At 35.7% G+C, this 23478-nt stretch carries 20 protein-coding genes; 15 read left to right on the plus strand and 5 right to left on the minus strand.

All coding sequences use genetic code 11. From position 1 onward, the window contains the following. The first annotated feature begins 10 nt into the window (after positions 1 to 10). From ACIQXJ_RS07460 to scpC, 8 genes are all read left to right on the plus strand, one after another. Entirely contained in the window at positions 11 to 1174 is a 1164-nt protein-coding gene (locus ACIQXJ_RS07460) for a thiolase C-terminal domain-containing protein (RefSeq protein ID WP_403051582.1), read from the plus strand. Positions 1175 to 1185: 11 nt separating this feature from the next. Then, positions 1186 to 1602 (plus strand): Zn-ribbon domain-containing OB-fold protein, encoded by a 417-nt coding sequence (locus tag ACIQXJ_RS07465; protein WP_403051585.1) that lies wholly within the window; start codon positions 1186 to 1188, stop codon positions 1600 to 1602. 36 nt (positions 1603 to 1638) lie between these two features. Beyond that, positions 1639 to 2835 carry an acyl-CoA dehydrogenase family protein gene (locus ACIQXJ_RS07470; protein WP_403051588.1) on the plus strand — a complete coding sequence of 399 codons (1197 nt, stop codon included), beginning with the start codon at positions 1639 to 1641 and terminating at the stop codon, positions 2833 to 2835. An 18-nt stretch (positions 2836 to 2853) separates the two neighbouring features. Continuing rightward, the gene (locus tag ACIQXJ_RS07475) at positions 2854 to 3990 is read left to right on the plus strand and encodes an acyl-CoA dehydrogenase family protein (protein ID WP_403051591.1); all 1137 of its coding nucleotides are present in this window, start codon (positions 2854 to 2856) and stop codon (positions 3988 to 3990) included. Positions 3991 to 4074: 84 nt separating this feature from the next. Continuing rightward, entirely contained in the window at positions 4075 to 5553 is a 1479-nt protein-coding gene (locus tag ACIQXJ_RS07480) for an aldehyde dehydrogenase family protein (RefSeq protein ID WP_403051594.1), read from the plus strand. A gap of 69 nt (positions 5554 to 5622) precedes the next feature. Next, entirely contained in the window at positions 5623 to 6903 is a 1281-nt protein-coding gene (locus ACIQXJ_RS07485) for an MFS transporter (RefSeq protein ID WP_403051597.1), read from the plus strand. Between the two features lie 289 nt (positions 6904 to 7192). Further along, positions 7193 to 7828, plus strand: coding sequence for an HD domain-containing protein (locus tag ACIQXJ_RS07490; RefSeq protein ID WP_403051600.1), 636 nt, complete (start codon positions 7193 to 7195; stop codon positions 7826 to 7828). A 28-nt stretch (positions 7829 to 7856) separates the two neighbouring features. Beyond that, on the plus strand, positions 7857 to 9362 hold the full coding sequence (scpC, locus tag ACIQXJ_RS07495; RefSeq protein ID WP_403051603.1) for a succinyl-CoA:acetate CoA-transferase ScpC: 1506 nt from the start codon (positions 7857 to 7859) through the stop codon (positions 9360 to 9362). Between the two features lie 107 nt (positions 9363 to 9469). Here scpC and ACIQXJ_RS07500 read toward each other — a convergent pair whose 3' ends face one another. After that, positions 9470 to 10417 (minus strand): LysR family transcriptional regulator, encoded by a 948-nt coding sequence (locus ACIQXJ_RS07500; protein ID WP_403051606.1) that lies wholly within the window; start codon positions 10415 to 10417, stop codon positions 9470 to 9472. 287 nt (positions 10418 to 10704) lie between these two features. Here ACIQXJ_RS07500 and ACIQXJ_RS07505 point away from each other — a divergent pair, with 287 nt between their 5' ends. Genes ACIQXJ_RS07505 through ACIQXJ_RS07515 form a run of 3 tightly spaced genes read left to right on the plus strand, consistent with a single transcriptional unit; the run spans position 10705 to position 14257 of the window. Further along, positions 10705 to 12060, plus strand: coding sequence for a spore germination protein (locus ACIQXJ_RS07505; protein ID WP_403054859.1), 1356 nt, complete (start codon positions 10705 to 10707; stop codon positions 12058 to 12060). Further along, the gene (locus ACIQXJ_RS07510; protein ID WP_403051608.1) at positions 12057 to 13151 is read left to right on the plus strand and encodes a GerAB/ArcD/ProY family transporter; all 1095 of its coding nucleotides are present in this window, start codon (positions 12057 to 12059) and stop codon (positions 13149 to 13151) included. The genes ACIQXJ_RS07505 and ACIQXJ_RS07510 overlap by 4 nt, the downstream gene beginning before the upstream one ends. Next, positions 13151 to 14257 carry a Ger(x)C family spore germination protein gene (locus ACIQXJ_RS07515; protein ID WP_403051611.1) on the plus strand — a complete coding sequence of 369 codons (1107 nt, stop codon included), beginning with the start codon at positions 13151 to 13153 and terminating at the stop codon, positions 14255 to 14257. Before ACIQXJ_RS07510 ends, ACIQXJ_RS07515 begins: the two co-directional genes overlap by 1 nt. Before the next feature lie 295 nt (positions 14258 to 14552). Here the strand turns inward: ACIQXJ_RS07515 and ACIQXJ_RS07520 are convergent, their stop codons facing one another. Next, entirely contained in the window at positions 14553 to 14933 is a 381-nt protein-coding gene (locus ACIQXJ_RS07520; protein ID WP_403051614.1) for a hypothetical protein, read from the minus strand. Between the two features lie 634 nt (positions 14934 to 15567). On the opposite strand from ACIQXJ_RS07520, the gene ACIQXJ_RS07525 reads away from it, so the two are divergent. From ACIQXJ_RS07525 to ACIQXJ_RS07540, 4 genes are all read left to right on the plus strand, one after another. Further along, positions 15568 to 16230, plus strand: coding sequence for a TetR/AcrR family transcriptional regulator (locus ACIQXJ_RS07525; RefSeq protein ID WP_403051617.1), 663 nt, complete (start codon positions 15568 to 15570; stop codon positions 16228 to 16230). Positions 16231 to 16243: 13 nt separating this feature from the next. Continuing rightward, a complete protein-coding gene (locus ACIQXJ_RS07530) occupies positions 16244 to 17017 on the plus strand; it encodes a CPBP family intramembrane glutamic endopeptidase (protein WP_403051620.1) in 774 nt (257 codons plus the stop codon). Positions 17018 to 17441: 424 nt separating this feature from the next. Next, positions 17442 to 19421, plus strand: coding sequence for a cation:proton antiporter (locus ACIQXJ_RS07535; RefSeq protein ID WP_403051623.1), 1980 nt, complete (start codon positions 17442 to 17444; stop codon positions 19419 to 19421). Positions 19422 to 19688: 267 nt separating this feature from the next. After that, positions 19689 to 20831 (plus strand): MFS transporter, encoded by a 1143-nt coding sequence (locus tag ACIQXJ_RS07540; protein WP_403051626.1) that lies wholly within the window; start codon positions 19689 to 19691, stop codon positions 20829 to 20831. A 573-nt stretch (positions 20832 to 21404) separates the two neighbouring features. On the opposite strand, the gene ACIQXJ_RS07545 is transcribed toward ACIQXJ_RS07540, so the two are convergent. From ACIQXJ_RS07545 to ACIQXJ_RS07555, 3 genes are read right to left on the minus strand one after another with little or no spacing between them, the layout of a single operon-like run. Continuing rightward, positions 21405 to 22541, minus strand: a complete 1137-nt coding sequence (locus ACIQXJ_RS07545) for a zinc-dependent alcohol dehydrogenase (RefSeq protein WP_403051629.1) — start codon at positions 22539 to 22541, stop codon at positions 21405 to 21407. Between the two features lie 22 nt (positions 22542 to 22563). Then, positions 22564 to 22926, minus strand: a complete 363-nt coding sequence (locus tag ACIQXJ_RS07550; RefSeq protein ID WP_403051632.1) for a spore coat protein — start codon at positions 22924 to 22926, stop codon at positions 22564 to 22566. 12 nt (positions 22927 to 22938) lie between these two features. Further along, positions 22939 to 23148 carry a hypothetical protein gene (locus ACIQXJ_RS07555; RefSeq protein WP_016993944.1) on the minus strand — a complete coding sequence of 70 codons (210 nt, stop codon included), beginning with the start codon at positions 23146 to 23148 and terminating at the stop codon, positions 22939 to 22941. Positions 23149 to 23478: the final 330 nt, after the last annotated feature.

Consider the following 23478-nt stretch of genomic DNA (forward strand, 5'->3'; position numbering starts at 1 on the left):
GGTTGGCAATATGGCTACTATTAAAGATCGCTATGCCATTGTAGGCGTAGGAGAAAGTGAACGTTCAAAAAATTCAGGTACAACACCTTTACATTTAGCATTAGACGCGGCCCGTGCTGCGTTAAAAGATGCTGGTTTAGAAGCGAGAGAAATCGATGGCTTTATGAGCTACTCTGAAAATGATTCATGTACATCCCATCAGTTAGCAACCTATTTAGGCGCGCGACCGAAATATGTCAAAGATATTATGGGAGGCGGAAGCAGTACAGAAATGTTAATTGCGGATGCCATCGGATTAATTGAAACAGGTCAAGTCAATACTGTGCTAATTTATCGTGCAATGAATGGCCGCTCGGGCGTTCGTATGGGCGGTGGTGGCTGGGATGTAAATATGCTTCAAGGGGCAATGGATGGCGGAAGTTTTTTTATTCCATATGGAGCAGGTGGACCAGGGCAATGGTTCGGCTTATTCGCAACGCGTCACATGCAGCAATCAGGACTTACACACGAACATTTAGGGCACGTCTGTGTTAGCTTTTATGAGCATGCACAACGAAACCCAAAAGCGTTCTTTTATGGTAAGCCACTATCAATGGAAGAGTATTTAAAGACACCACCTTTAAGCTATCCATTCAATAAACATGATTTTTGCTTAGAATCAGACGAGGCAAATGCCATTATCGTCACATCCGCTGAGAAAGCAAAAGATTGCAAGTCAAGACCTGTCTATATTATGGGCATTGAAGCAAGACGAACTGTATCACATGCGCATTACTGGACGAATTTAGATGAAGTGGCATCAGACTTCGTCGCACCTTCCCTTTATAAAAAAGCAGGGGTTACACCACAGGATATTCAAGTTGCTTCGATTTACGATTGCTTTAGTTGGGTAGTATTGCGCCAATTAGAAGCATATGGTTTTGCTGCACGTGGCGAAGTAGGTGATTTCGTTGCAAGTGGCAATCTGAAAATGGGTGGCAAGCTTCCAACAAATACAGCAGGGGGCATGCTATCGGAAGGCTATACGCATGGCATGAACAATGTCCTTGAAATTGTTCGTCAAATTCGTCACGAGTACAAAGGTACAGATCGTCAAGTTGAAAATTGCGAAATTGGCATTTGTACTGGCTGGTCTGGCCCAGATATTGCGGGTGCAATGATTTTAAGAAACTAGGAGGGAAAATCATGAGTTATCAAAAACCAATTCCACTTAAAACACAAGACAATCAACCATATTGGGATGCAGCTGATCGGCATGAGCTAGTTATACAAAAATGTGAAACATGTAATTCTTATAATCACCCACCTGGACCAGCTTGTGCAAAATGTGGTTCCACAGAACTTAGCTGGGAAAGTCAAGGTTCGGATATTACGGGAACTATCTATTCGTATGTTGTGTCGTATCGCCCGTTCCTACCGGGTTTCCAAGATGATTTACCAACGATTATTGTTGTCGTACAACTAGACAATTTGAAAGAAGTAAAAATAATTGGCAATGTGCTAGCATGTCCACCAGAGGATGTAAAAATCGGCATGCCTGTAAAAATGACTTGGCAGGATATTACGGAAGATCGAGCTCTTCCACAATGGATACAAGCTTAACTGATTAATATCGTTTTAATAGAAAGGAATGATTAAATGGATTTTTCATTTACGAAAAAGGAAGAGCAATTTCGTCAAGAGTTAAGAACTTGGCTGCAAGCGAATTTACCAGATGGATGGTTACAAGGCGAAGTGCAATTAGATAAGGAATCAAAAGAATATGAGCTATTTTTACGAGATTGGCAAAAGAAACTATATGAAGGCGGTTGGGCAGCGATTGCGTGGCCTAAACAATATGGTGGACGCAATGCAACGCTGATGGAGGAGATTGTCTATCAACAAGAGATGGTACGTGTCAAAGCACCACCATTAATAAATTATGTAGGTCTGCATATGGTTGCACCGACATTGATGCAAATCGGTACGGATGAACAAAAGGAAAAATATATTGAAAAAATCATTACAGGTGAAGAAGTTTGGTGCCAAGGTTATTCAGAGCCGAATGCCGGTTCAGATGTAGCCGCTATTCAAACGACTGCTGTAAAAGATGGTGACCGTTGGATTATCAATGGGCAAAAAGTTTGGACGAGTTTCGGTCATGTAGCAGATCGCTGCTTTTTAATTACTAGAACGAATCGTTTAGAGAAAAAACATAAAGGCATTACGGTATTCCTTCTCGATATGCATCAGCCAGGGGTTGAAACTCGACCAATCGTCTCAATGGATGGTCAAAAAGATTTTAATGAGGTGTATTTAAATGATGCGATTGCGTATGATGCAGAAATTATCGGTCAAGTAGATGAGGGCTGGAAGGTTATCATTGCCCTTCTAATGCATGAACGAACTGGAATTGGTGGCCAAGTATTTACGCTAGAGCAACAATTCAATGATTTAGTTGCGTTAGCTAAGGAATTGAATGATGAAGATGAGCCGCTCATTAAAAATCCATTCATTCGTAAAACAATGGTAGACCTATACACTCGTTCGCGTGGGTCACTATTAAACTATTATCGAAATTTAACAAAGCAATTGAAAAATGGTCATCCTGGTGCAGAAAGCTCTATGGATAAGCTACTTGTTAGTGAATTAACAAAAGAACTGTTTGCTCAAGCGATTTCGATGCAAGGTCATCATGGGGTTCTATGGAAAGAAAACGCATTGATGGATCGGTCCTATTGGCAGGACAATTATTTGTACTCTTTTGGTCAGACAATTGGCGGAGGAACAAGCGAAATACAAAAGAATACCATTGCTGAACGAATTCTAGGTTTACCAAAAGATATGGGTCGATAAAAAGCGGGGGTGTAAGATATGGATTTTTCTTTAAATCAAGAACAAGAAATGTTTCGAAACTATGTACGCAAATATTTAGATGATGTCGGACAAACAAAAGTAGCCCGCGAGTTTACTGAAGGTAATACAAGCTCATTTCAAGCGCTGTATGCTGGTTTAGCTGAACTTGGCTGTGCAAGTGTGAATGTGTCAGAAGAAAATGGTGGTATGGGGCTAGGTCAGTTAGATTTAGTACCTATTTTAGAAGAGACTGGTCGCGCTTTGCTGCCAGGCTTATATTTAGAAACAAATGCTTTAGCTGTACCGCTATTGGAGAGATTTGGCACTGAAGAACAAAAAGCTAAATATTTATCAGCTATTGCTAGTGGTGAGCATACGTTTACTGTCGCATGGTTAGAGCCTGGTGGAAACTACAAGCCTTCAAATGTGAAATTAAATGGCACACTGCAGGATGACATTCTAACGTTGAATGGTGTGAAATCATTAGTACCGGACGTTGAGCTTGCAAATAGCTTACTCGTTCTAGTGCGTACTTCTGAAGGGCAAGGTGCGGAAGGAATATCATTAGTAATTGTGGATTGTGATGATGTGGCGCTACAAGTGCAACCTCAAAAAAACATGGATGAAACTCGTTTACTTGCAGAAGTGACTTTTAATGATGTCAAAGTTTCAAGTCAGCAAATTCTTGGCACCATTGATTTTGGGTGGGACGTACTGCAAGAGGGTCTATTATCATTTAATGCAGCCCTCTGCTCATCGATTGTTGGAAGTATGGAAAAAATCGTTGAAACTGCCGTTGAATATGCGAATATTCGTGAACAGTTTAATCAACCGATTGGAAGATTCCAAGCGATTAAACACCGATTAGTCGATATGAAAATGGATTTAGAAACAGCTCGTTCGTTAGCCTATTATGCAAACTGGGCGATTGAAAGTAATGCAGATGATAAAGTAGAAGCGGTTTCAAGTGCTAGATTATTTGCTACCGAGGCATTTATTAAAGTCGCATCTCAAAGTATTCAAATTCATGGTGGTATCGGTTTTACAGAAGAAATTGATTGCCATCTATATTTGAAAAGAGCTCGTTTCTATGAAAATTATCTAGGTAGCACACAGCAATATTATGAGCAGGCAGCAGTTGCCTTAGGTTGGTAGTAGATTATCTTACGTCTTAAACATTGCAAAGGCAGTATGTTGCAATGTTTAAGCAATCTCATATTTGAAAGGGTGGGAAAGACATTGAAAACATTGAATAATTTGAAAGACTATCAAAATGTCATTAACGGTAAGGCAATTCCATCATCTTCAGGTAATAAAATTGATAGCTATGATCCTGCAACTGGTAAGGTATGGGCAACCATTCCTTGTAGCACTGTTGAAGATGTTGAAGCAACAGTGACAGCTGCTCGTACTGCCCTTCCAAGTTGGTCAGCTCTTCCTGCTAGTGAAAGAGCAAATTATTTACGACGTATTGGCGATATGATTTCACAATATGGCGATGAATTGGCAGAACTAGAAACGAAAGATAATGGTTGGGTTATTCGTGAAACAAAATTCGGACTTATTCCTATATTATCAAGTATTTGGTACGATGCAGCAGCTGCAGCGACAAATGTTGGGAGCAAGGGCGAAACCGTACAGCTTGGGCCAAACACTGTAGGATTTACAATTCGTGAACCTTTCGGGGTTGTGGTAGGCATTATTCCTTGGAATTCAGCATTATGGACTTTTACAGTTAAAGCAGCTGCAGCACTTGCAGGTGGTAACACAGTTATCATTAAACCATCAGAGCTAGCAGCAGCTGCACCGCTCCGCTATGGTGAAATTATTCAAAGTATCTTACCACCAGGCGTATTAAATGTTATTTCTGGTACAGGGGCTGAAGTGGGCGATGCGCTTGTCCGTCATCCAAACGTTAATAAAGTAAGCTTAACAGGTTCAGGAAAAACGGCGCAGGCAATCGCCGAGTCTACTGCGCAACATCCTAAATCAATGGTATTAGAACTAGGTGGCAAATCACCGAATATTATTTTTGAAGATGCTGATTTAGCGAAAGCAGCAAATGGCGTCACAGTAAATGGTATTTTTACAGGCAATGCAGGACAACTTTGTGTCGGAGGCTCACGTATCCTAATTCAGCGCTCTGTCTTAGAAAGAATGATTGCTCTAATGAAAGAAGAAATGGCAACACATATTCAATTGGGCAACACATTAGACATGCAAACGCCCATGGGACCAGTTGCCAATGAAATGCAATACAAAAAGGTTTGCTCCTATATTGAGCTAGGACAACAAGAAGGCGGTGAAATCATCGTTGGCGGACGCTCTGGTGGTGCCAACTTGTTACCAGGTCAAGATGATTTAGCGGATGGCTATTGGATCGAACCAACCTTACTAAAAGTTGAAAGTAATAACTTGCAAGTTTGCCAAGAAGAAATTTTTGGGCCAGTTGCTGTCGTGATACCATTTGATACAGAAGAAGAGGCACTTGCCATTGCCAATGATACAGAATACGGATTAGGTGCCGGTGTTTGGACATCTGATTTAAATCGTGCCCATCGAATGATTCGCTCTATCGAATCTGGAAATGTATGGGTAAATACGTATCGTATCGTTGGAACTGAACTTCCATTCGGTGGCCAAAAAGCGAGTGGCTTTGGTACAGACTCTGTACTCGAATTCACGCGTGAAAAAACATGCTATATTCAAATTGGCTAACGTGTAACGACGGATAGATAGGTATGAAAATATAATCGTAGGACAAGTAAAAATGAAACGGGGAATAGTATGCCACAAACAAAAAACGGACTATTTTATGGATGGTATATTGTTTTAACAAGCTTCTTGATTATGTTTTCGGCATTCTCCATAGTAAATTCTCTACACAGTTTATTTCTTGTGCCGGTAACAAGCGAATTGGGCATGACAAGAACAACTTTTTCGATTGTACTTTCCGTAGGAGGTCTAGGTGTTGCGATAGCTTCACCTTTTATGGGAAAGCTCCTTGCTAAAGGTAATATGAAGTTAATAATGTCAATATGTGTTATATTTGCAGGCTGTGGCTTTATGTTGTATTCCTTTGCGCAGTCGGCAATCTATTTTGCCATCATCGCCTTTTTTATAGGAGTATGTGTTGCTGGATTTTCCAATATTCCTATATCCATTATGCTGACGAATTGGTTTTATGAAAAAAAGGGGCTAGCTATGGGATTGGCATTCGCTGGTTCAGGTGTCGGGACTGCAGCACTTAGCCCTATTTTAACAACGTTAATTTCAAATTATGGTTGGAGAACAACATATGTCATTGCAGGCGTACTAATTATCGTAATTTCATTGCCATTAATTTTATTTTTCACTAAGAAAAACCCTGCTGAAAAAGGGACGATGGCACTTGGTGCTGATCGTGTCCAAGAGGAGCAAGCGAATACCACTCAATCGGGTTTAACGCTGAATGAGGCAAAGAAATCAGGTGTATTTTGGCTATTTATTTTAGGTGTCGTATGCTTCGCACTTGTTGCTGGCGGGGTACAAATGCATATACCGGCTTATTTAATTGATATTGGCCATCCTGCGTTATTTGCTGGTACAATTTTCGGTCTGTTATCTTTATCAAACACTGTTGGAAAGCTAATTCTTGGAGCCATTTTCGATAAATTTAGAACAACAGGCGGAATCCTATTTGTAGGTGTTTGTATGACAATAGCGATGGTGTCATTGCTATTGGCAAACGCTAAGAGCTTTGCATTCATTTTCGCTATTGCCTACGGATTTAGCATTGTCATCACGACAATCGGCCCTCCGTTTATGACAGATGATTTGTTTGGCAAAAAAGATTTCGGTGCCATTTTTGGCTTCGTGCAGGTATTCTTCGTTGCAACGAGCTCACTAGGCGTTATCGTTTCTGGTCTTATCTATGATCTTACAGAAAGCTACAAAGTGGCATGGATCATTTTTTTAGGACTATTTATACTCAGTATGCTTTGTATATTAATTGCTAATGGTATGACAAAGAAAAAGCGCTTAAATGTTGAGGAGATTGACATGGAAGAAAGTATTGAAGTTATTTAACATCGCTCATATTTTTAGTAAGAGAGTTTCCTCCTAGAGGAAGCTCTCTTTTTTGTTATGACTTCAATTACAAGTAGGTCAGTAACGTCAAGAGAGTCATTTGCCTACTGCATTTAGGGAGAAATATTAATCAATCCGCATTTTGCCTTTCGCTTAAGAACAATTCGGTGAAGAGTTATCATAGAAAAAATCTATGGTTATTATAGAAATTATAGAATTGATTGATAGATGGTATTTTTTTATAATTTTATATAAGCACTAATTATTGCAAATGAAGGAGGAACTACAGATGACAAATATTGCTGGTATTCATATACCTGACAGTCGTTTGGCATTAGACGCACAGGATATTTTAAAGGAGCATGGTTCAGAATTGCTGTGGAATCATTCAAATCGTGTGTATTTGTTTGGTGCACTACAAGGAGAAAAAGCAAAGAAAAAATATGATGGAGAGCTTCTATACGTAAGTGCCTTGTTTCATGATTTAGGCTTAACAAAGCATTATAGTAGTCAAGACAAGCGCTTCGAGGTAGATGGTGCCAATGCAGCACGTCAATTTTTAGCACATTATCAAATTGATGAAGATTCAATTCAGTTAGTCTGGGATGCCATCGCACTCCATACGACAATCGGCGTAGCTGAGCATAAAGAAAATGAAGTGGCATTACTCTATGCAGGGGTAGGGCTCGATGTGATGGGAGAGGGCTATTATGATTTGACTGATGAAGAACGAAATGCCATTATAAAAGCTTTTCCACGTAATCAATTTAAAAAAGAAATTTTGCCAGCCTTTTTTGAAGGATTTAGACATAAGCCTGAAACAACATTTGGCAATATAAAATCGGATGTTTGTGCCCTATATATTCCAGACTATAAGCCTAAAAACTTTTGTGATTGCGTATTGCACTCACCTTGGTCTGAATAAATTAAGCGTAGATAAGGGGGATATATAGATGTTAAAACTTGCACAAAAGAAAATTCGACACGAAGCATTACAACATAAAATTGTCTCTGCTCAAGAGGCGGCATCTTGGATAAAAGATAGCATGTTATTAGGAATGAGTGGCTTTACACGGGCGGGTGATGCAAAAATAGTACCACTAGCACTTGTAGAAAAAGCAAAAACGGAAAAATTCCAAGTGGATGTTTATACAGGAGCTTCACTTGGTCCAGAGGTGGATCAACTGATGGCGGAAGCAGGTATTATTCGTAAACGTGCACCTTATCAAGGTGATCCAGCTATTCGACAACTGATAAATAGTGGAGAAGTATTGTATACAGATGCCCATGTATCGCATAATGCGGAATTAATTCGCCAAGGCATTGTCGGGCCGATTGACTTTGCCATTATTGAGGCAACTGCGATTACTGAGGATGGCTTGCTTATACCGACTACCTCTGTAGGTAATTCTCCAATTATTTTACAAATGGCTAAAGAAATTATTATTGAACTAAATGTTTCGCATCCTGATGCACTAGAAGGTATTCATGATATCTATATACCTGATGTACAAGGGAAAAGAGTGCCGATTCCATTAACGAATGCAGGGGAGCGAATTGGAACGATTGGTATTCCCATCGATGTTACAAAGGTACGAGGAATCGTGCTATCTGAACAAACAGATGCGCCATCTACAATTGTACAGCCAGATGAAGAAACTGCTAATATGGCAGAGCATTTACTTAATTTTCTACGTGATGAAGTGAAGGCTGGCCGTTTAACAAAAACGTTAGCACCGCTACAATCTGGTGTAGGATCGGTAGCAAATGCCGTTTTAAATGGATTTTTAGAATCCGAATTCGAGGATTTAGAAATCTATTCGGAAGTATTGCAGGATGCGGTATTTGAGTTAATCGATGCAGGCAAAGTGAAAACTGCTTCTGGGACATCCATTACATTATCAAAAGAACGTGGTGAGCAAGTATATAGTCAACTAGAAAACTATATAGACAGTTTGATTTTACGACCTCAGGAAATATCGAATCATCCTGAAATTATCCGTCGTTTAGGTTTGATTTCTGTCAATACAGCACTTGAAGTTGATATTTATGGAAATGTAAATTCTACACATGTTTCTGGAACGAAGATGATGAATGGTATAGGAGGTTCTGGCGATTTCGCTCGCAATGCACGTTTGGGTATATTTGTAACGAAGTCCTATGCCAAGGGCGGTAATATTTCAAGTATTGTCCCGATGGTCTCTCATGTGGATCATACCGAGCATGACGTAGACGTTATTGTGACAGAGTTTGGTGTAGCTGATTTACGTGGCTTAGCACCAAAAGAACGTGTACCATTAATCATCAATAATTGTGCACATCCAGATTATCGTCCGCAATTATGGGCATATTTCCATGCTGCAGTAGAGAAAACAGGCAATCATCATACACCTCATTTACTTGAAGAAGCACTTTCATGGCATGTGCAACTTGCGAAAACAAAGACAATGAAAAAATAAAGCGAAAGATGACTAAGTATAGTACTTAGTCATTTTTTTCATTAGCCCAAAATAGAAAATCCACCAAACTTGGCATATGAACAGCGTAGTTTGGTGGATTTGTTTTGTTAAGAAGATTTTATTAATAGATGAATAAGATTTAGACTCTCTTTAGAAATAGAAAAACCTGCTTTTTTAAGTCCATCAATCATTAATTGAATATAAGCTTTCGCTGCAAAATTAATGAATTTATCTTTTCTATATAATAGTACGATTTCACGTTCTAAGGGAGGATTAAATATAGTGCGCTTGCAAATCGTATTGGAAAAATATTGGTCATAAAGCGTTTCTGAAATGATTGTTGCGCCAACATTTTGTTCAACTAAATTAAAAATGGCTTGAACACTTGCAGTCTCTATCTTTGGGTGGACATGAAGCTTTTCTTTACGAGCTGCACGATCAATCAATTTCCTGCATTGATTGATTGCCGGAAACAAGATAAGTGGTGTCGTTAATACATCTTGAAATGCGATTTCTTCAGATTCTATAGGATAATCACGATGTGCTACGAATAGCAGTTCTTCTGTAAACAGTGGAATCATGATAAGCTGCTCTTCTGCATAATCAAAATACGCTTGTTTATAGGAAATAGCAAAATCAATTTTATTGTCTTTAAACTGCTTTAATAAATCATCCGAGCTATTAATACATACTTCTAAAACTGGATAGTCACGATGGTAGTCTAATAAATAATTGGACACCAAATTTGTTAATTCACCAGGTAACGTACCAATTACTAATTTACCTGCTTTTAATTGTTTCAAGTCACTAATTTGATTACTTGTATTATCGATTGCACGGAATATATGAATACATTGCTCTTGCAATATTTTACCGGCTTCTGTAATCGCGATTTTTTTCCCTATACGATCAAAGAGTGGAATGCCAAGCTCCATTTCCAATACTTTAATTTGATGGCTTAGCGTTGGTTGAGAAATATTTAATTTTTCTGCAGCCTTTGTAAAATGAAGTTCATCACATAGTACTTTAAAGTATTCAAGCTGGCGAATCTCCATAGACGTACCTTCTTTATTTTTTTCTTATATTATAACATGCTTCAAATAGAGAATCTTAAAATCTAGCGAATTACAACTTGGTTTTAATAACGTCAAAAAACTTGTAGTGGATGGATTGTAATAATAATTATCAGCTTCGAAAGCCTACGAATCACGCATCTTCAACCATCCTGCGTGCCTAAAATTCCAAATTAAACGAGCGAATAGAACGTTTAGTATAAAGTGCTATCGGTTAACCTAGTTGTATTCAAAAATACTTATATGGAGGTGTATAATGCTTGGATAATATGGCTAATTTGAATTTTCCTCCGTTAATGATTGAGCTATTAGAAAAGTTTCCACCTTCGGATGACATAAGCTTAAAGCCTTTACAAATAGAAGATAATACAGTTTATATCTTTTACTTAAAATCAGCAATAGATGGTACTAAATTGCATGAAATGCTTATAAAACCTTTTTTCGAGATGAAATCAAATAAGAGTTTTACATTCTATATTGAATCATTACCTAACTTAACAAAAATGCAATTTGGGGAAGAACTACTAATCGAAATAACGAAGGGATATGTCCTATTAGCGATTAATGATGCATTTTATTTGATTGATATTAAATTAGTCAATTCAATGGCTTTACAACAAACACTCATTGAGCCTACTGTATACGGACCTCAAACAGCATTAAGCGAGGATATTGAGACGAATTTAAACATCATTCGTCAGCGTTATCATGAACCATCATTAAAGTTTGACACGCATGCCTTAAAAGGGAAAAGTCACAAGACTTTGGTCATTATGTATGATGAAAGGACAGTAAAGCAATCTGTTCTTCAAAATATCCAAGAAAAAATAAAAAATTTAGACGTCCCGCTTATTCAATCTACTGGAGAATTACAGCTACATCTAAATGGTTCTAAATTTTCCCTTTTCCCCATTACCATATTGACGGAGCGACCTGACCGTATTTCCTACAATCTTGCTGCAGGGAAAGTGGTAATTATGTTAAACGGGAGTCCTCAGGCTTTGATCGCTCCCGTTGTATTTTTTGACTTTATGACATCGATGGAAGATAACTATCATACTTATTGGATCACTTCGTTTACATTGATTCTCCGGTATATTGGTTTATTTGTCTGTTTTGTATTACCTGCTATGTATGTTGCAATCACATCCTATACGCCAGACATACCAAGAACGGAATTGGCACTTACTGTTGCTGGGAGTCGAGTAGGCGTTCCATATCCGTCCTTTATCGAGGTAATATTTATGCTTATTTTTATGGAGTTTCTTACGGAGGCAAGTATACGATTGCCAAAGGCTATTAGTGCAACAGCTACGACAGTTGGTGGGCTAATTTTAGGAACTGCGGTTACTGAAGCTACATTAGCCTCGAATATAATGATTATTATTGTTTCAGCTGTTGCCATTACAAGCTTTGTCATTCCGATTAGTGAAATGAGTTTTTCTATTCGAATTTGCAGGTATTTATTAGTCATCTATACTACGCTATTCGGTATGATGGGGTTAATTTTAGGATCTATATGGCTGTTAATGTTCTTGGTAAATAAACGAAGTTTTGGTGAGCCCTATTTAAAAGTGTATTGGCGGTCAGATAGGAAGGAATTAGAGGTGCGAACAAAAGGATGAGCCGTTATCTATATTACTTTATACTTGTCACAATGGTTACAAATCTTATAGCATCGGTGCCTAGAATTTTAATGAGAGATAGTAAAGATGGCGTCATACTATCTATGATGATTGCAGTCATTTCTGGAGTTATTCTTACTATCATTGTCATAAATTTATTTAGTTACTTTCCAAATATGACCTTACCCGAAATATTGAAGAAGAGTACGCCTAAATGGTTTTATTATCCCATTTTATTATATTTCGCCTGTTCATGGTTTGCAGCGGGTCTTATTACACTTTCAACGTATGTCTTTATGTTTAATACATTTTTGTCCTATGAAACCTCTATTACCATTACGACACTGGCATTTTTATTGGTTATTTCTTTTGGCATGTTTATAAAAGAGAATAGTGTTCTTTATATAACTGAGCTTATTTTAATCATTTTTTTACCTATCATTATCTTTTTAATCATAAAAATATATACTGAACCAAAATTAGAATGGGACTTTGTAAAAATAGCTTTTACGTACATCAATGATTATCCTAGTTATAATTCTTTTTCAGCATCTACGTATATTTTTATTGGTGCAGTGAACATCATTATTTTTAATAAATATATAAAAATAAAGAAAAAAGCCGGATTAAAGCATTTTGCCATATTAGGTATATTAGGTGCCTTTACTTTATTTACAACCTATTTTATACCAATTGGATTTAATGGCTTTGAACAAATTGAAAATCTTACGTTTCCTTGGATTACTACGAGTGATTCTGTACGCATGAAATATTCGTTAATTGAACGCGTCACGTTCCTTTTTGTCATCGTATTTATAGGGGTTGCCTTTATTAGTTTATTGATACACTGGTATGTCTCGTTAAAATTATTTGAAAGCATAGTCCATTTTAAAAAATTGAAATGGAAAGATACAAACCTCACACCATATTTAGTTATTCTTCTATTCGGATTAATTGCATTAGCTACGACACGTGTCATTAATGAATTTGAATTAGTGAAATTATCAATGCTTTTTTATGATTTATTACCGTTATTTTACGGTGTTTTAATCGTTAGTTTACTAACTGCTAAACGGAGGCTCAAATTATAATGGCACATTTAAAATATTTAATTATGTTCATTGTCGTTATGAGCTTTCTTACGGGCTGTGGATTTAAAGATATTGATAACCGAGTGTTTGTTACAGGGATTGGAATTGACCCTTCCGAGAACGAGGAGGGGAAGTATAGAGTCACACTGAAATTAGCGATCCCTGTTTCCATCAAAGAAAAGAGTAATACAAGTTCAAGTTATCAATTTTTAGTGCATGAGGGAGATAATATCGGAGAGATTATCCAAATATTAGAGACCCATACGGATAAAGTTTTAGAGTTTGGTCATGCCAAAGTTATTTTAATTAATGAAACACTTTTAGAAGAAAATTTAAAGGATTTTATGGATTATTTATTTAGAAGAGGTGACATCCAATCTATTGCATATATAGGTGCTGCTAGAAGTTCAGCTGAAGAGGTATTACGAACCTTACCAAGAGGGGAATCCGTAGTGGCTTCTCCGTTAACAAAGTTTTTTGGTGAAACAGGGAATGATAGTACTTATGTAGTCTCTGTCTATTTATATGAAATTCGAAGGGATTTTCACAGTAAAGGGATAGATGCAATACTACCTATCGTTGAGACCAACAAATCAGGTACACAATTAATTGTAAATAAATTGTTAGTAGTGGGGGATAAGGGGAAACCACTTGAACTGACCTCTAAATATACGCAAGCTTTTAATGCTCTTAAAAATAGCGTTCCTGGATATAGTTTTAGGCTTGAAAGCGAAGGTTTTAAATTATTAATAAATATGACGACAACTAAAATGAAATACACCATCATACAAGAAAATGGAAAACCGAAATCTATAAAGGTTAATGTAGAGATGTCTGGTACAATAAGTCAGTCAAATAAGACGTTATTAATGGATAAGTTGGAAGACTATAATCAATTAGCTGCGAGAGAAATAAAACAGGAATTGGAAGAAATGTTTACTTCCCTTCAAGAAAAAGACCTTGATCCTTATGGATTTGGCTTGAGGTACCGAACAATGCAATTACATCAAAAGGGTATCATTAAAAAGTGGGAAAATGCTTATCCTAAATTACCAATTGATGTAACTGTAGACGTCAATTTAAAAACTACAGGAACAATTGATTAATTTTTTCATAGGTTGTTCACTAGTGCTTGCTTAAGAACATGAACAATCAAAACTATAAATAATTTAAAGGGCCTTTCTAATTTTCACTGTAGAAAGGCTTTTAATTTAGAGATAAAAAGTAAAGCATGTAGCGATAGAAGCGGAAGATCAATTAAAGGTATCTTTGCAAAGGACATACGTTCAAAGTCAGAAGATACAAAGAAGGAGCTCAAGAAAATTCTTAATGCGTTGCAAAATGCTCGTTTCGCATAGATTGTTGCTTTTCTAGAAAGTAGATATAGTAAAGGTTTCAATATTAATTTGGATAATTAATGGCTTCTTTAAATTCATCGGTAGCTAGTATATTGTAAAACATATTTCTACTATTTACGTTCGCTATTGTACCTGTTTTTGTTTGGTCTATCCATAAATAGTATTCACTATCGTTAAGTTTGATCTTATATTGTGGAACAATTTTATTGTCAACCTCTCCAAATTCTCTCGCTTTTTTAAATGTCTTCTCAATAATTTTAATATCCTTCGCATCAGATACTGTTTGTAATGTATCAGGTTTTACTTCCTCGAAATTCATCAATTCTTGAATTTCTATAGTTGTCGTTGTTTCCTTATTATCGTTACAGGCTATTAGCCATAGAGAACAAATAACTAAAATAAAAAATATTTTTATTTTCACCATGCTTCACCTCTTTATATATTAGCTGAATTACATACATCTCCATAATTATTACTTCTTCATACTTCAAAAAACACCTGCATTATTTAGGTTAAATTAACTTAATGAATTCAATTTTTAAAAGGGAAGATACTTTTGAAACATTGTTAGAAAAAAAGAGGTTTGAAGGAATCTATTATAAAAAAGATTGTTTGCACAAAATCAAATCAAGAGATTTTTAACGAACTATTTTAAGTACATATTGTATAAACGTTCGTGTAAAAAATGAAAAAATGCTGTTTGCTCATCGGCTGGATACTTTACTAAATGATTAAAACCCGAACAATATATTGAATGTACACTTAACATGGATGTTGAACTGTAGGAGCGGAAAGCTTAGCTTATTCTTTATTCAAAGTATGTTCTTGTGTTTAAAATTGCACTATAAAACCCATCTGGGCAACGTTCTTACCTTTGATATGTTTTTTTCTGTTCTCTTAGCGATTAAGCAAAGAGACTTTCTTCATATCTATCATTCTGAGAGCAGTTGTTGTTAAAAATATACAACATTGTAATATAAGTGTTGACGATAAGTGATTCGAAACATACAATAAAAATGACACTGGTGTCATTTTTATTGTATGGGGGGGAGATAGCTATGCCAAAGGTAAGTCATGATTATGTTAAAAGAAAGAAAAAGGCCATATTAGAAGCAGCTTTATCGGTGTGTAAAGTTAAGCCAATCTATGAAGTTACGATGAGGGATATTATTAAAGCATCCGGCGTAAGCCAAGGGGGGATTTATCGCTATTATTCAGATTTAGATGAAATACTTGTTGAAATAATTAATCAAGCTAATGCAAATGCCGACTATAAGAAGGATGTAGATGTCATAATTGAAAACAGCTGTACACCTAAAGAGACGTTAGAAAAGCTGTTTACTTTTCTCGGTAAGTACATTAAAGAAAACTTATCAACGGTAGGCAAAATCCATTTTGAACTTACAATCTTGTTTACCAACAATCCTGAGAGACAAATAAAAATTTTACCTAACATTACCGAAAATGAAAGCGGACAATACTTAGTCGAGCAAATCTTTAATACAATTCATAAGGGTATTTCTTTAGGGAATTTTCATCTTGCTGTACCACTAGAAGATTTATTTACATTTATAATGACTTCTATTGATGGAATTGTCAGAGATGTTGTTTTACAAAAATGTTACGGTATGTTCCAAAATGAAGAAAAAGCATCTTTTGATGAGATTCGACTAATGAACACTTTATGCAAGTCTGTACAATCATTATTGGGTTGTAAATGAGGGGGAAGTATACATGGGTAAAGAGGTAGGAAGGTTTCTATTCTATACATTTTCTTTGTCATGGATTCCTTGGGGTGGTTTAGCATTTTTAACACAAATCAATTTGCTTAAGTTTGGAACTGCTTTCTCAATAATATTGTTTATTCTTGGTGGTATAGCACCTGGTATTAGTGAGATTTGGCTAAAAAAGAAGTATAGTTCTACAGATGAGTTTAAGCTGTTTATTAGTAATATAAAAAATCCTAGACATCCTTTAGCCTGGTATCTTTTTACGGTCGGACTAGCGTTTATAGCTTGTTTTTTGCCAACTCTTTGGGGTGGAGCAACTATGCAGAAACCTCTTTATCTAACATTTATTTACTTGCCAATTATGATTATTGGAGGGGGTTTGGAAGAAATCGGCTGGCGGGGCTATTTACAACCTGCATTGCAAAAAAGATGGTCACCTTTTACTAGCACTCTCATGGTGGGAGGGATATGGGCAATATGGCATCTGCCATTATGGTTTGTGGTTGGTTCAAATCAAACGAGCATGAATTTTCTTTGGTTTACACTTATTGCTTTAGCATTATCATTTCTTATGACAGTCATTTATCAATATACGAAAAGTATTTTTCTCTGTATTATATTTCATGCTTTAATTAATTCATTTTGGGAAGTGTATATTCCAAGTTCAAATGTTTCGTCCGGGTTACTTACGCTTGTATTAGCGCTAATTATTTTTATTGCATTTGAAATCTATCAAAAGAAGAATATCGCAAAACGTCATCATTTTCTTCATGGATAACAATCCATAACTATTCTTGTGTAATGCAATTATCTTTATAAATAAATTCATTTGCAGCAAATGAGTGCATGTTTTGATACAATAATATTTCTATAAAATTGGCTGGATTTTGTGATTGCAATAATAGAATTATCATTAAGACTATATTTAAATAACAAATAGAAGTTTGTAGTTCAAAATATTGTAACAGAAAAGCCGTTTCCTTGAAGGAAACGGCTTGATCTTTGCTTATAAACGCTTTGTGGTGGGGAAAATGAGTGTAAAATACAGTCATTTAACAAAAGCTAACTGGTAAAAAAGCATTTACTGCAGTAGAGAAGAACAAATTTGGGTAGTGTATAAGTCAAGGGGAAATTAATCCATTCTAATTTGCTTGGATTTGAAAAATTATTATACAGAATGCTTTACAAAAAGGGGACCGTACATGGAAATTTTAATATCAATATTATTTTTACTCGTTTTATTATTAGTTACAAATGTGCTCGCACATTATATTCCTTTCATTCCAATTGCTCTTATACAAATAGCAGTTGGCATTGTCGTTGCTTTAGTAACAAAAGATTTCACCTTTGAGATTGAATCAGAATGGTTTTTACTATTGTTTATTGCTCCGTTACTTTATTATGATGGGGCACATTTTCCCCGTGAACAATTATGGAAAATGAGGTTACCTATTTTAGGTAACGCAATTGTCTTAGTATTATTAACTACTATTGTCGGTGGTCTATTTGTGCACTGGATGATTCCTTCAATACCATTAGCTGCTGCATTTGCTTTAATGGCTATTTTATCGCCAACTGACCCAGTCGCGGTAAATGGTATCGCCAAAAGAGTCCACATTCCAGACCATATAATGAATTTGGTTCGCGGTGAATCTTTAATCAACGATGCATCGGGGTTAATCGCGTTTAAATATGCTGTTGCAGCAATTGTAACAGGTTATTTTTCGATGAAATCAGCAACAATTGACTTTCTATACATGTTCTTTATAGGCGCACTTATTGGGATATTCGGTGCATTATTTCTGTTTTGGATACGCCTTCAATTACGGCGCATAGGAATTGTAGATGTAACATTTTACGTATTGCTACAAGTACTAGCACCCTTTATTTTATTTTTCCTATCCGAAGAAGTATTTCATGCATCTGGTGTTATATCTGTCGTTGCGGGAGGAATTATTGCAACCATTATTAAAGAAAAAGCAGTAAGTATTATTGCACAGGAACATTTAGTAACACAGCATTTTTGGTCAATGCTAACATTTACATTAAATGGAATAATTTTTATTTTACTTGGATTGATGCTACCTACTGCAACGAAACTTATACTCGTAAGTGAAGAAATAAACAATAGTGTACTTATTTTATATGTATTGGTTATAGGTTTTCTGGTGTTAGGAATCCGCTTTATTTGGACGATGTTTTTCGATCTACTGGATAAAAAATTATTTAAAAGTGAAGATACTTTAACTTTTAAAGATCATATCGTGACAACACTTGTAGGGGTTCGAGGAACGATTACGATGGTAGGGATTTTATCGATACCGTTACTAACCAACCAAGGGGATCTATTTCCTGAGCGACAATTACTCCTCTTCTTAGCAGCAGGTGTAATTTTATTTACCTTGGTAATGGCTACTTTATTTTTACCTTTTTTAAACAAACAGGAAGCAACACAACAATCCAATTTAATGAATGAAAAACGAAAGATGATTGAACATGCCATTCAAAGTATTCAACTTGAAACGGATGAGGAAAATGCTCCAGTTGCTTTAAGTTTAATAAATCAATATAACGCCATGTTATTAAATATTGAGCTAGAACAGTCAGAGGCAGTACTTCAAACTTACAAGCAAAAAATACTGGAAGCTAGGAAAGTTGGGATGGAATTAGAAATATTTTATACACATCAATATATGACTGAGCACGGATTTAATCAAACAATTCAACATGAAATAAACTATTTTCTTAAAGAAAGAAAAGATATGTTGAATAACCGTTCATTTACTTTATTAAAACGTCGTTTGCGTAATTTTTCACGTGAACGCAAGTTGAGCAAACTACCTATCGATATTGTAGAACAAATAAATAATGTAAAAAAAGATTTAACGGATTATGTATCATCATCAATTGTAAAGCATGTTCAAGAAACGAATGAACATTCTTTAGATATTGCGCAAAAAGTGGCGATGTACTATCGTCATCCACAATATGCTACGAATAAAATGGATTCTTCCAAACAGGAGGAACTAAAAGAATACTTAGCTTTAATAGCAATTGAAGCACAACGAAGCCTTATAAATGAATGGTATCAAGCTGGTAATATAAATAATGAATTGGCAAAAGAATTAAGAAGATTTGTCATTAATTTAGAAAGTGTTATTTTACTCGAAGAAGAGGAGTAGAACGTGAATGCATAGGTTCATTTTTCTTCGGAATAAATAGTTATATTCAATTTACAACACCCGTCATTATTAAAATCAAAAACATTTTGTAATGAAAATTTTTGCTTGTAAAGTGAAATGATTGATTATATTATTTATATTAAATAATTGAATAAGGCGACATGACTATGGACGTCATGTTAGCGAATTAACAAAGAAAATGTTTAAATGCAGCGCCTCCTAGCATCTTAGGAGCGCTGCATTTTTATTTTATTTAGGAGTGGAAAGATGGATAAAAGAATTTACCTACTTGCGATTATTACTTTTATAGTAGGTCTAGTTGAATTAGTTATTGGAGGATTGCTTCCACTTATAGCTGAAGATTTGAATATTTCATATGGCCAAGTAGGATTGTTAATCTCAATGTTTTCGTTAAGTTTTGCAATATCAGGTCCCATTTTGTTATCTTTAACCTCAAAGATGGAGCGCAAAAGGTTATTTCTAATTGTCTTGTTCATTTTCTTTGTGTCTAATATGATAATTGTGTTGAGTGATTTGTATGTTTTCCTTATGGCAGCAAGAATTTTATCTGCCATGTGTGCGTCGCTACTTGTTTCGTTGTGTATCACAATCGCTTCTCAAATAAGCGATGATTCGCATACGGCAAGAGCAATTGGCCTTGTATTAATGGGGGTTAGTGCTTCTTTAGTTTTTGGAGTTCCGTTTAGTTTATGGTTAGGAAGCGAATTAGGGTGGAGAGCACCGTTTTTATTTATTGCTATTTTGACATTGTTGCTTATGATATTAGTATTTCTTGCATTGGGAAAAATTGAGCCAAATAAGAAATTGCCTTTGAAAGCACAAGTAAAAGCTATAAAGGATAGAAAAATTTTACTTATTCATTCGATCTCTATAGTGTTTTTTACAGGTCACATGACTCTATATGCTTATTTAACACCATTTCTTCAGTCAACACTGCATCTGTCAGAGAAATCTCTTAGCCTTATGTATTTAATCATTGGTGTATTCTCGATATTTGGAAGTTTATTAGGTGGTTATTTTACAGATCGTATTAGTGCAAAACATACTATTATTTCAGTATTGTCCTTATTTACGATAACTATTATTGCGATACCACTACTGAAATTTTCCGTTGTTTTATTCATTGGAGCCATATTATTATGGAGTTTGCTAAGTTGGTCACTTCAACCTGCTATTCAAAGCTATATTGTTTCTTCTTCATCGACTACATCAGATATCCATCAAAGCTTAAATAATTCTGGTTCTCATATTGGGATGGCAATAGGCTCCACAATAGGTGGAAATATTATAGACTCATATTATGTCGAATTAAATGCAATAATCGGTGGTACAATTACTTGCATCGCAATAGTCATTTCTATAATAGCCTTTAAAATGCAAAAAAATTAGGGTAATTGGAGTAGGTTAATCAAAGATACTATATACAGTCAATTTTTGTACAATACAGGGCAGGCAAGAAAAAAAGAATGCAATCATAAATAGGTTAAAAAAACTAGTCCCCTAAAAAATGGAGGCTAGTTTTTTGTGGAACAAGCTAATAATGCACTTTAGTTCAAGCAGACATTTTCATTTGAATATATTTTGAATTAGAATGCTAATATGTGGGGGAGATTGTAAAAATTGAGGTAATTACACCCCAGTTGTCGTGCCAACGATTCATAGTAGAAGGATACTGAGTCGTCCATATTTTAGTAACCTCATTAAGGCGTTTAAGAACATTTTTTTGAAAATAGAATTAGAGAAAATAATTAAACTTTTTTATAAATGTTATAAAGTGTTTCACAAATGAAGTGCTCATTCTGATCAAACAATTTATCAATTTAACCTAATGCTCAGTGCGTATTTAATAATATTGAACTGAAATATAGTTTAAAAAGTTAGTAGTTCCAAATATAAATGTACCCCTAGGACAATAGAAAAAGGTACTTTTGCAATAGAGAGACAAAAGTACCTAAACTTTATTTAGGGTTTTAAAACCACTTTAATACAGTCTTCCTGTTTTGTATCGAATATTTCATAACCGTGTTTAGCTTTTTCAAGAGGGAGGACGTGTGTAATGATATCACCTGCATTCACTTTACCATCAGCGATTAAGTTATAGACATGAGGCATGATATGAACAACTGGGGCTTGTCCAGTACAAATCGCTACATTTCGCTGGAAGATATCTCCGAGTGGGAAGGCGTTGTATCGACCACCATATACACCGGTAATTTGGATAGTTCCTCCTTTACGTACAGCTTGACTGGCTGTGACAATAGCTCCCATAGCACCACTTTGAAGTTTTACGCCACTTGCAAGAAATTCGAGAGGTGTCATTTTTCCGCTCATCCCGACACAATCAATGACAACGTCTGCACCGCCCTTGGTAATCTCTTTCAGATATTCACCACAATTTTCATGGTCTTCAAAATTTACGATTTCGACGTTATTTGTCTTCTTTGCATGTTTAAGACGATACCCGATGTAGTCAACTGCGATTACTCTTTCTGCTCCCTTCAACCAGGCAAATTTTTGTGCTAATAGTCCAACAGGTCCGCAGCCAAGAATAACAACAGTATCTCCTTTCTTTACACCAGCATTATCTACACTCCAAAAAGCAGTAGAGGCAGCATCGGCAAGGAGAACTAGACTTTCATCAGGAACTTCAGATTTCTCTGGAATTTTAAATGGGATAAAATTGCCATATGGAACTCGCAAATACTCTGCCTGTCCTCCCGGAAAACCGCCTGTTGTGTCTGAATAGCCAAAGTAGGCACCCATTTCGCCATTATCGTTTGCATTATCACACTGACTTTCTAAATCATGATTGCAATACCAGCATTCCCCGCATGCAATATTAAAAGGAATGACAACTCGGTCACCCTTTTTAACCTTCGTCACACCCTTGCCAATTTCTTCTACAATGCCCATCGGTTCATGGCCAATGACATAGTCCTGTCCAATATTTGGAATCATTCCGTGGATTAAATGCAAGTCTGATCCGCAAATGGCAGTAGTGGTTACACGAACAATAATATCATCGGCTTTTTTTATTTTAGGGTCTTTTACTTCTTTAACCTCAACATTTTTTATATCTTGAAAAGTGACAGCTTTCATTAAAAAAATCCCTCATTTTCGTTTATTTTTTCGGTGGGGTAGGGAACATTCCTTTTCGATTCATGCTTTTAGGGAATAAATCCAACTGTGCAATACTAATCGCATTTTCGGCAGCTTTAATATCCAGTTCTTTTTGACCTTCTAGATCATAAGGTTTTAACCATTCTTTTTTTAACATCAGCTCAGAAATTTCAAAATATAAATCCATCATGACATCCAGCTGAGTTCTCATGAGTTTCTGAAGAACAGGGGAAGCAGTTTCTGTTAAGGCTATTGAAAGATTTCTAATACCCGTCTTTGTTGTAAGTAAAAACTCAAGAGCAATCCCCGAATCAGTTAGTTCAGGCATTCCAATTGAATTTATAGGATCTAAATAGTCTTCCATACAATTGTCCTCCTAATATTCTAATTCCGATTTAGAGTAGAGCTTAACCATAGCAGTAAGTGCTGGGGTAGATAATTTTACATTTTTGTCCAATAGTGCTCTTAAATCATCATCAAATACCACACCTTGACTCAGCTTTGATTTAAGTAAACTAGTTGTCATAAAGTTAATGACTTCATGAAATTCCATTGTTTCATGAAGTGCTAATTTTTTCTCAAACACGTAATTCGCACCTCCAAATTTTCTTTAAAAAGTCTACCCTATAGAAAGTATATTTATACAAATTCGCCTTAGGGATTAAACTGTATTTCTAAAACTTTATTGATGGCTAGAAAATCTTGTATTAAAGGACGGTTTGATGAAATAACTGTAGTAAGTAAAGAGAACTCTGGATTAAAATTGAATATCCCTCATTATTTTCACTCTATACATCTTCTAAATAACCTAACTGAAAATCCAGTATTTAGCAGATACAAGTAACGCAAGCAATCAAAAAATGCTTTGAGCAAGTAAATGATGAACAGTACTCGGAAACAAGTAAAGTAAAATTTT

The sequence above is a fragment of the Lysinibacillus sp. NPDC097868 genome (assembly GCF_044761135.1).
Lineage (GTDB): Bacteria > Bacillota > Bacilli > Bacillales_A > Planococcaceae > Lysinibacillus.

Excerpts from the sequence above, each read along its gene's own strand:
- ACIQXJ_RS07465 (WP_403051585.1), top strand. The coding sequence starts at position 1,186 with ATGAGTTATCAAAAACCAATTCCACTTAAAACACAAGACAATCAACCA.
- ACIQXJ_RS07490 (WP_403051600.1), top strand. The coding sequence starts at position 7,193 with ATGACAAATATTGCTGGTATTCATATACCTGACAGTCGTTTGGCATTA.
- ACIQXJ_RS07485 (WP_403051597.1), top strand. The coding sequence starts at position 5,623 with ATGCCACAAACAAAAAACGGACTATTTTATGGATGGTATATTGTTTTA.
- ACIQXJ_RS07520 (WP_403051614.1), bottom strand. The coding sequence starts at position 14,933 with ATGGTGAAAATAAAAATATTTTTTATTTTAGTTATTTGTTCTCTATGG.
- ACIQXJ_RS07505 (WP_403054859.1), top strand. The coding sequence starts at position 10,705 with ATGGCTAATTTGAATTTTCCTCCGTTAATGATTGAGCTATTAGAAAAG.
- ACIQXJ_RS07535 (WP_403051623.1), top strand. The coding sequence starts at position 17,442 with ATGGAAATTTTAATATCAATATTATTTTTACTCGTTTTATTATTAGTT.
- ACIQXJ_RS07550 (WP_403051632.1), bottom strand. The coding sequence starts at position 22,926 with ATGGAAGACTATTTAGATCCTATAAATTCAATTGGAATGCCTGAACTA.
- ACIQXJ_RS07530 (WP_403051620.1), top strand. The coding sequence starts at position 16,244 with ATGGGTAAAGAGGTAGGAAGGTTTCTATTCTATACATTTTCTTTGTCA.
- ACIQXJ_RS07515 (WP_403051611.1), top strand. The coding sequence starts at position 13,151 with ATGGCACATTTAAAATATTTAATTATGTTCATTGTCGTTATGAGCTTT.
- ACIQXJ_RS07525 (WP_403051617.1), top strand. The coding sequence starts at position 15,568 with ATGCCAAAGGTAAGTCATGATTATGTTAAAAGAAAGAAAAAGGCCATA.
- ACIQXJ_RS07540 (WP_403051626.1), top strand. The coding sequence starts at position 19,689 with ATGGATAAAAGAATTTACCTACTTGCGATTATTACTTTTATAGTAGGT.
- scpC (WP_403051603.1), top strand. The coding sequence starts at position 7,857 with ATGTTAAAACTTGCACAAAAGAAAATTCGACACGAAGCATTACAACAT.
- ACIQXJ_RS07475 (WP_403051591.1), top strand. The coding sequence starts at position 2,854 with ATGGATTTTTCTTTAAATCAAGAACAAGAAATGTTTCGAAACTATGTA.
- ACIQXJ_RS07470 (WP_403051588.1), top strand. The coding sequence starts at position 1,639 with ATGGATTTTTCATTTACGAAAAAGGAAGAGCAATTTCGTCAAGAGTTA.
- ACIQXJ_RS07460 (WP_403051582.1), top strand. The coding sequence starts at position 11 with ATGGCTACTATTAAAGATCGCTATGCCATTGTAGGCGTAGGAGAAAGT.
- ACIQXJ_RS07510 (WP_403051608.1), top strand. The coding sequence starts at position 12,057 with ATGAGCCGTTATCTATATTACTTTATACTTGTCACAATGGTTACAAAT.
- ACIQXJ_RS07500 (WP_403051606.1), bottom strand. The coding sequence starts at position 10,417 with ATGGAGATTCGCCAGCTTGAATACTTTAAAGTACTATGTGATGAACTT.
- ACIQXJ_RS07545 (WP_403051629.1), bottom strand. The coding sequence starts at position 22,541 with ATGAAAGCTGTCACTTTTCAAGATATAAAAAATGTTGAGGTTAAAGAA.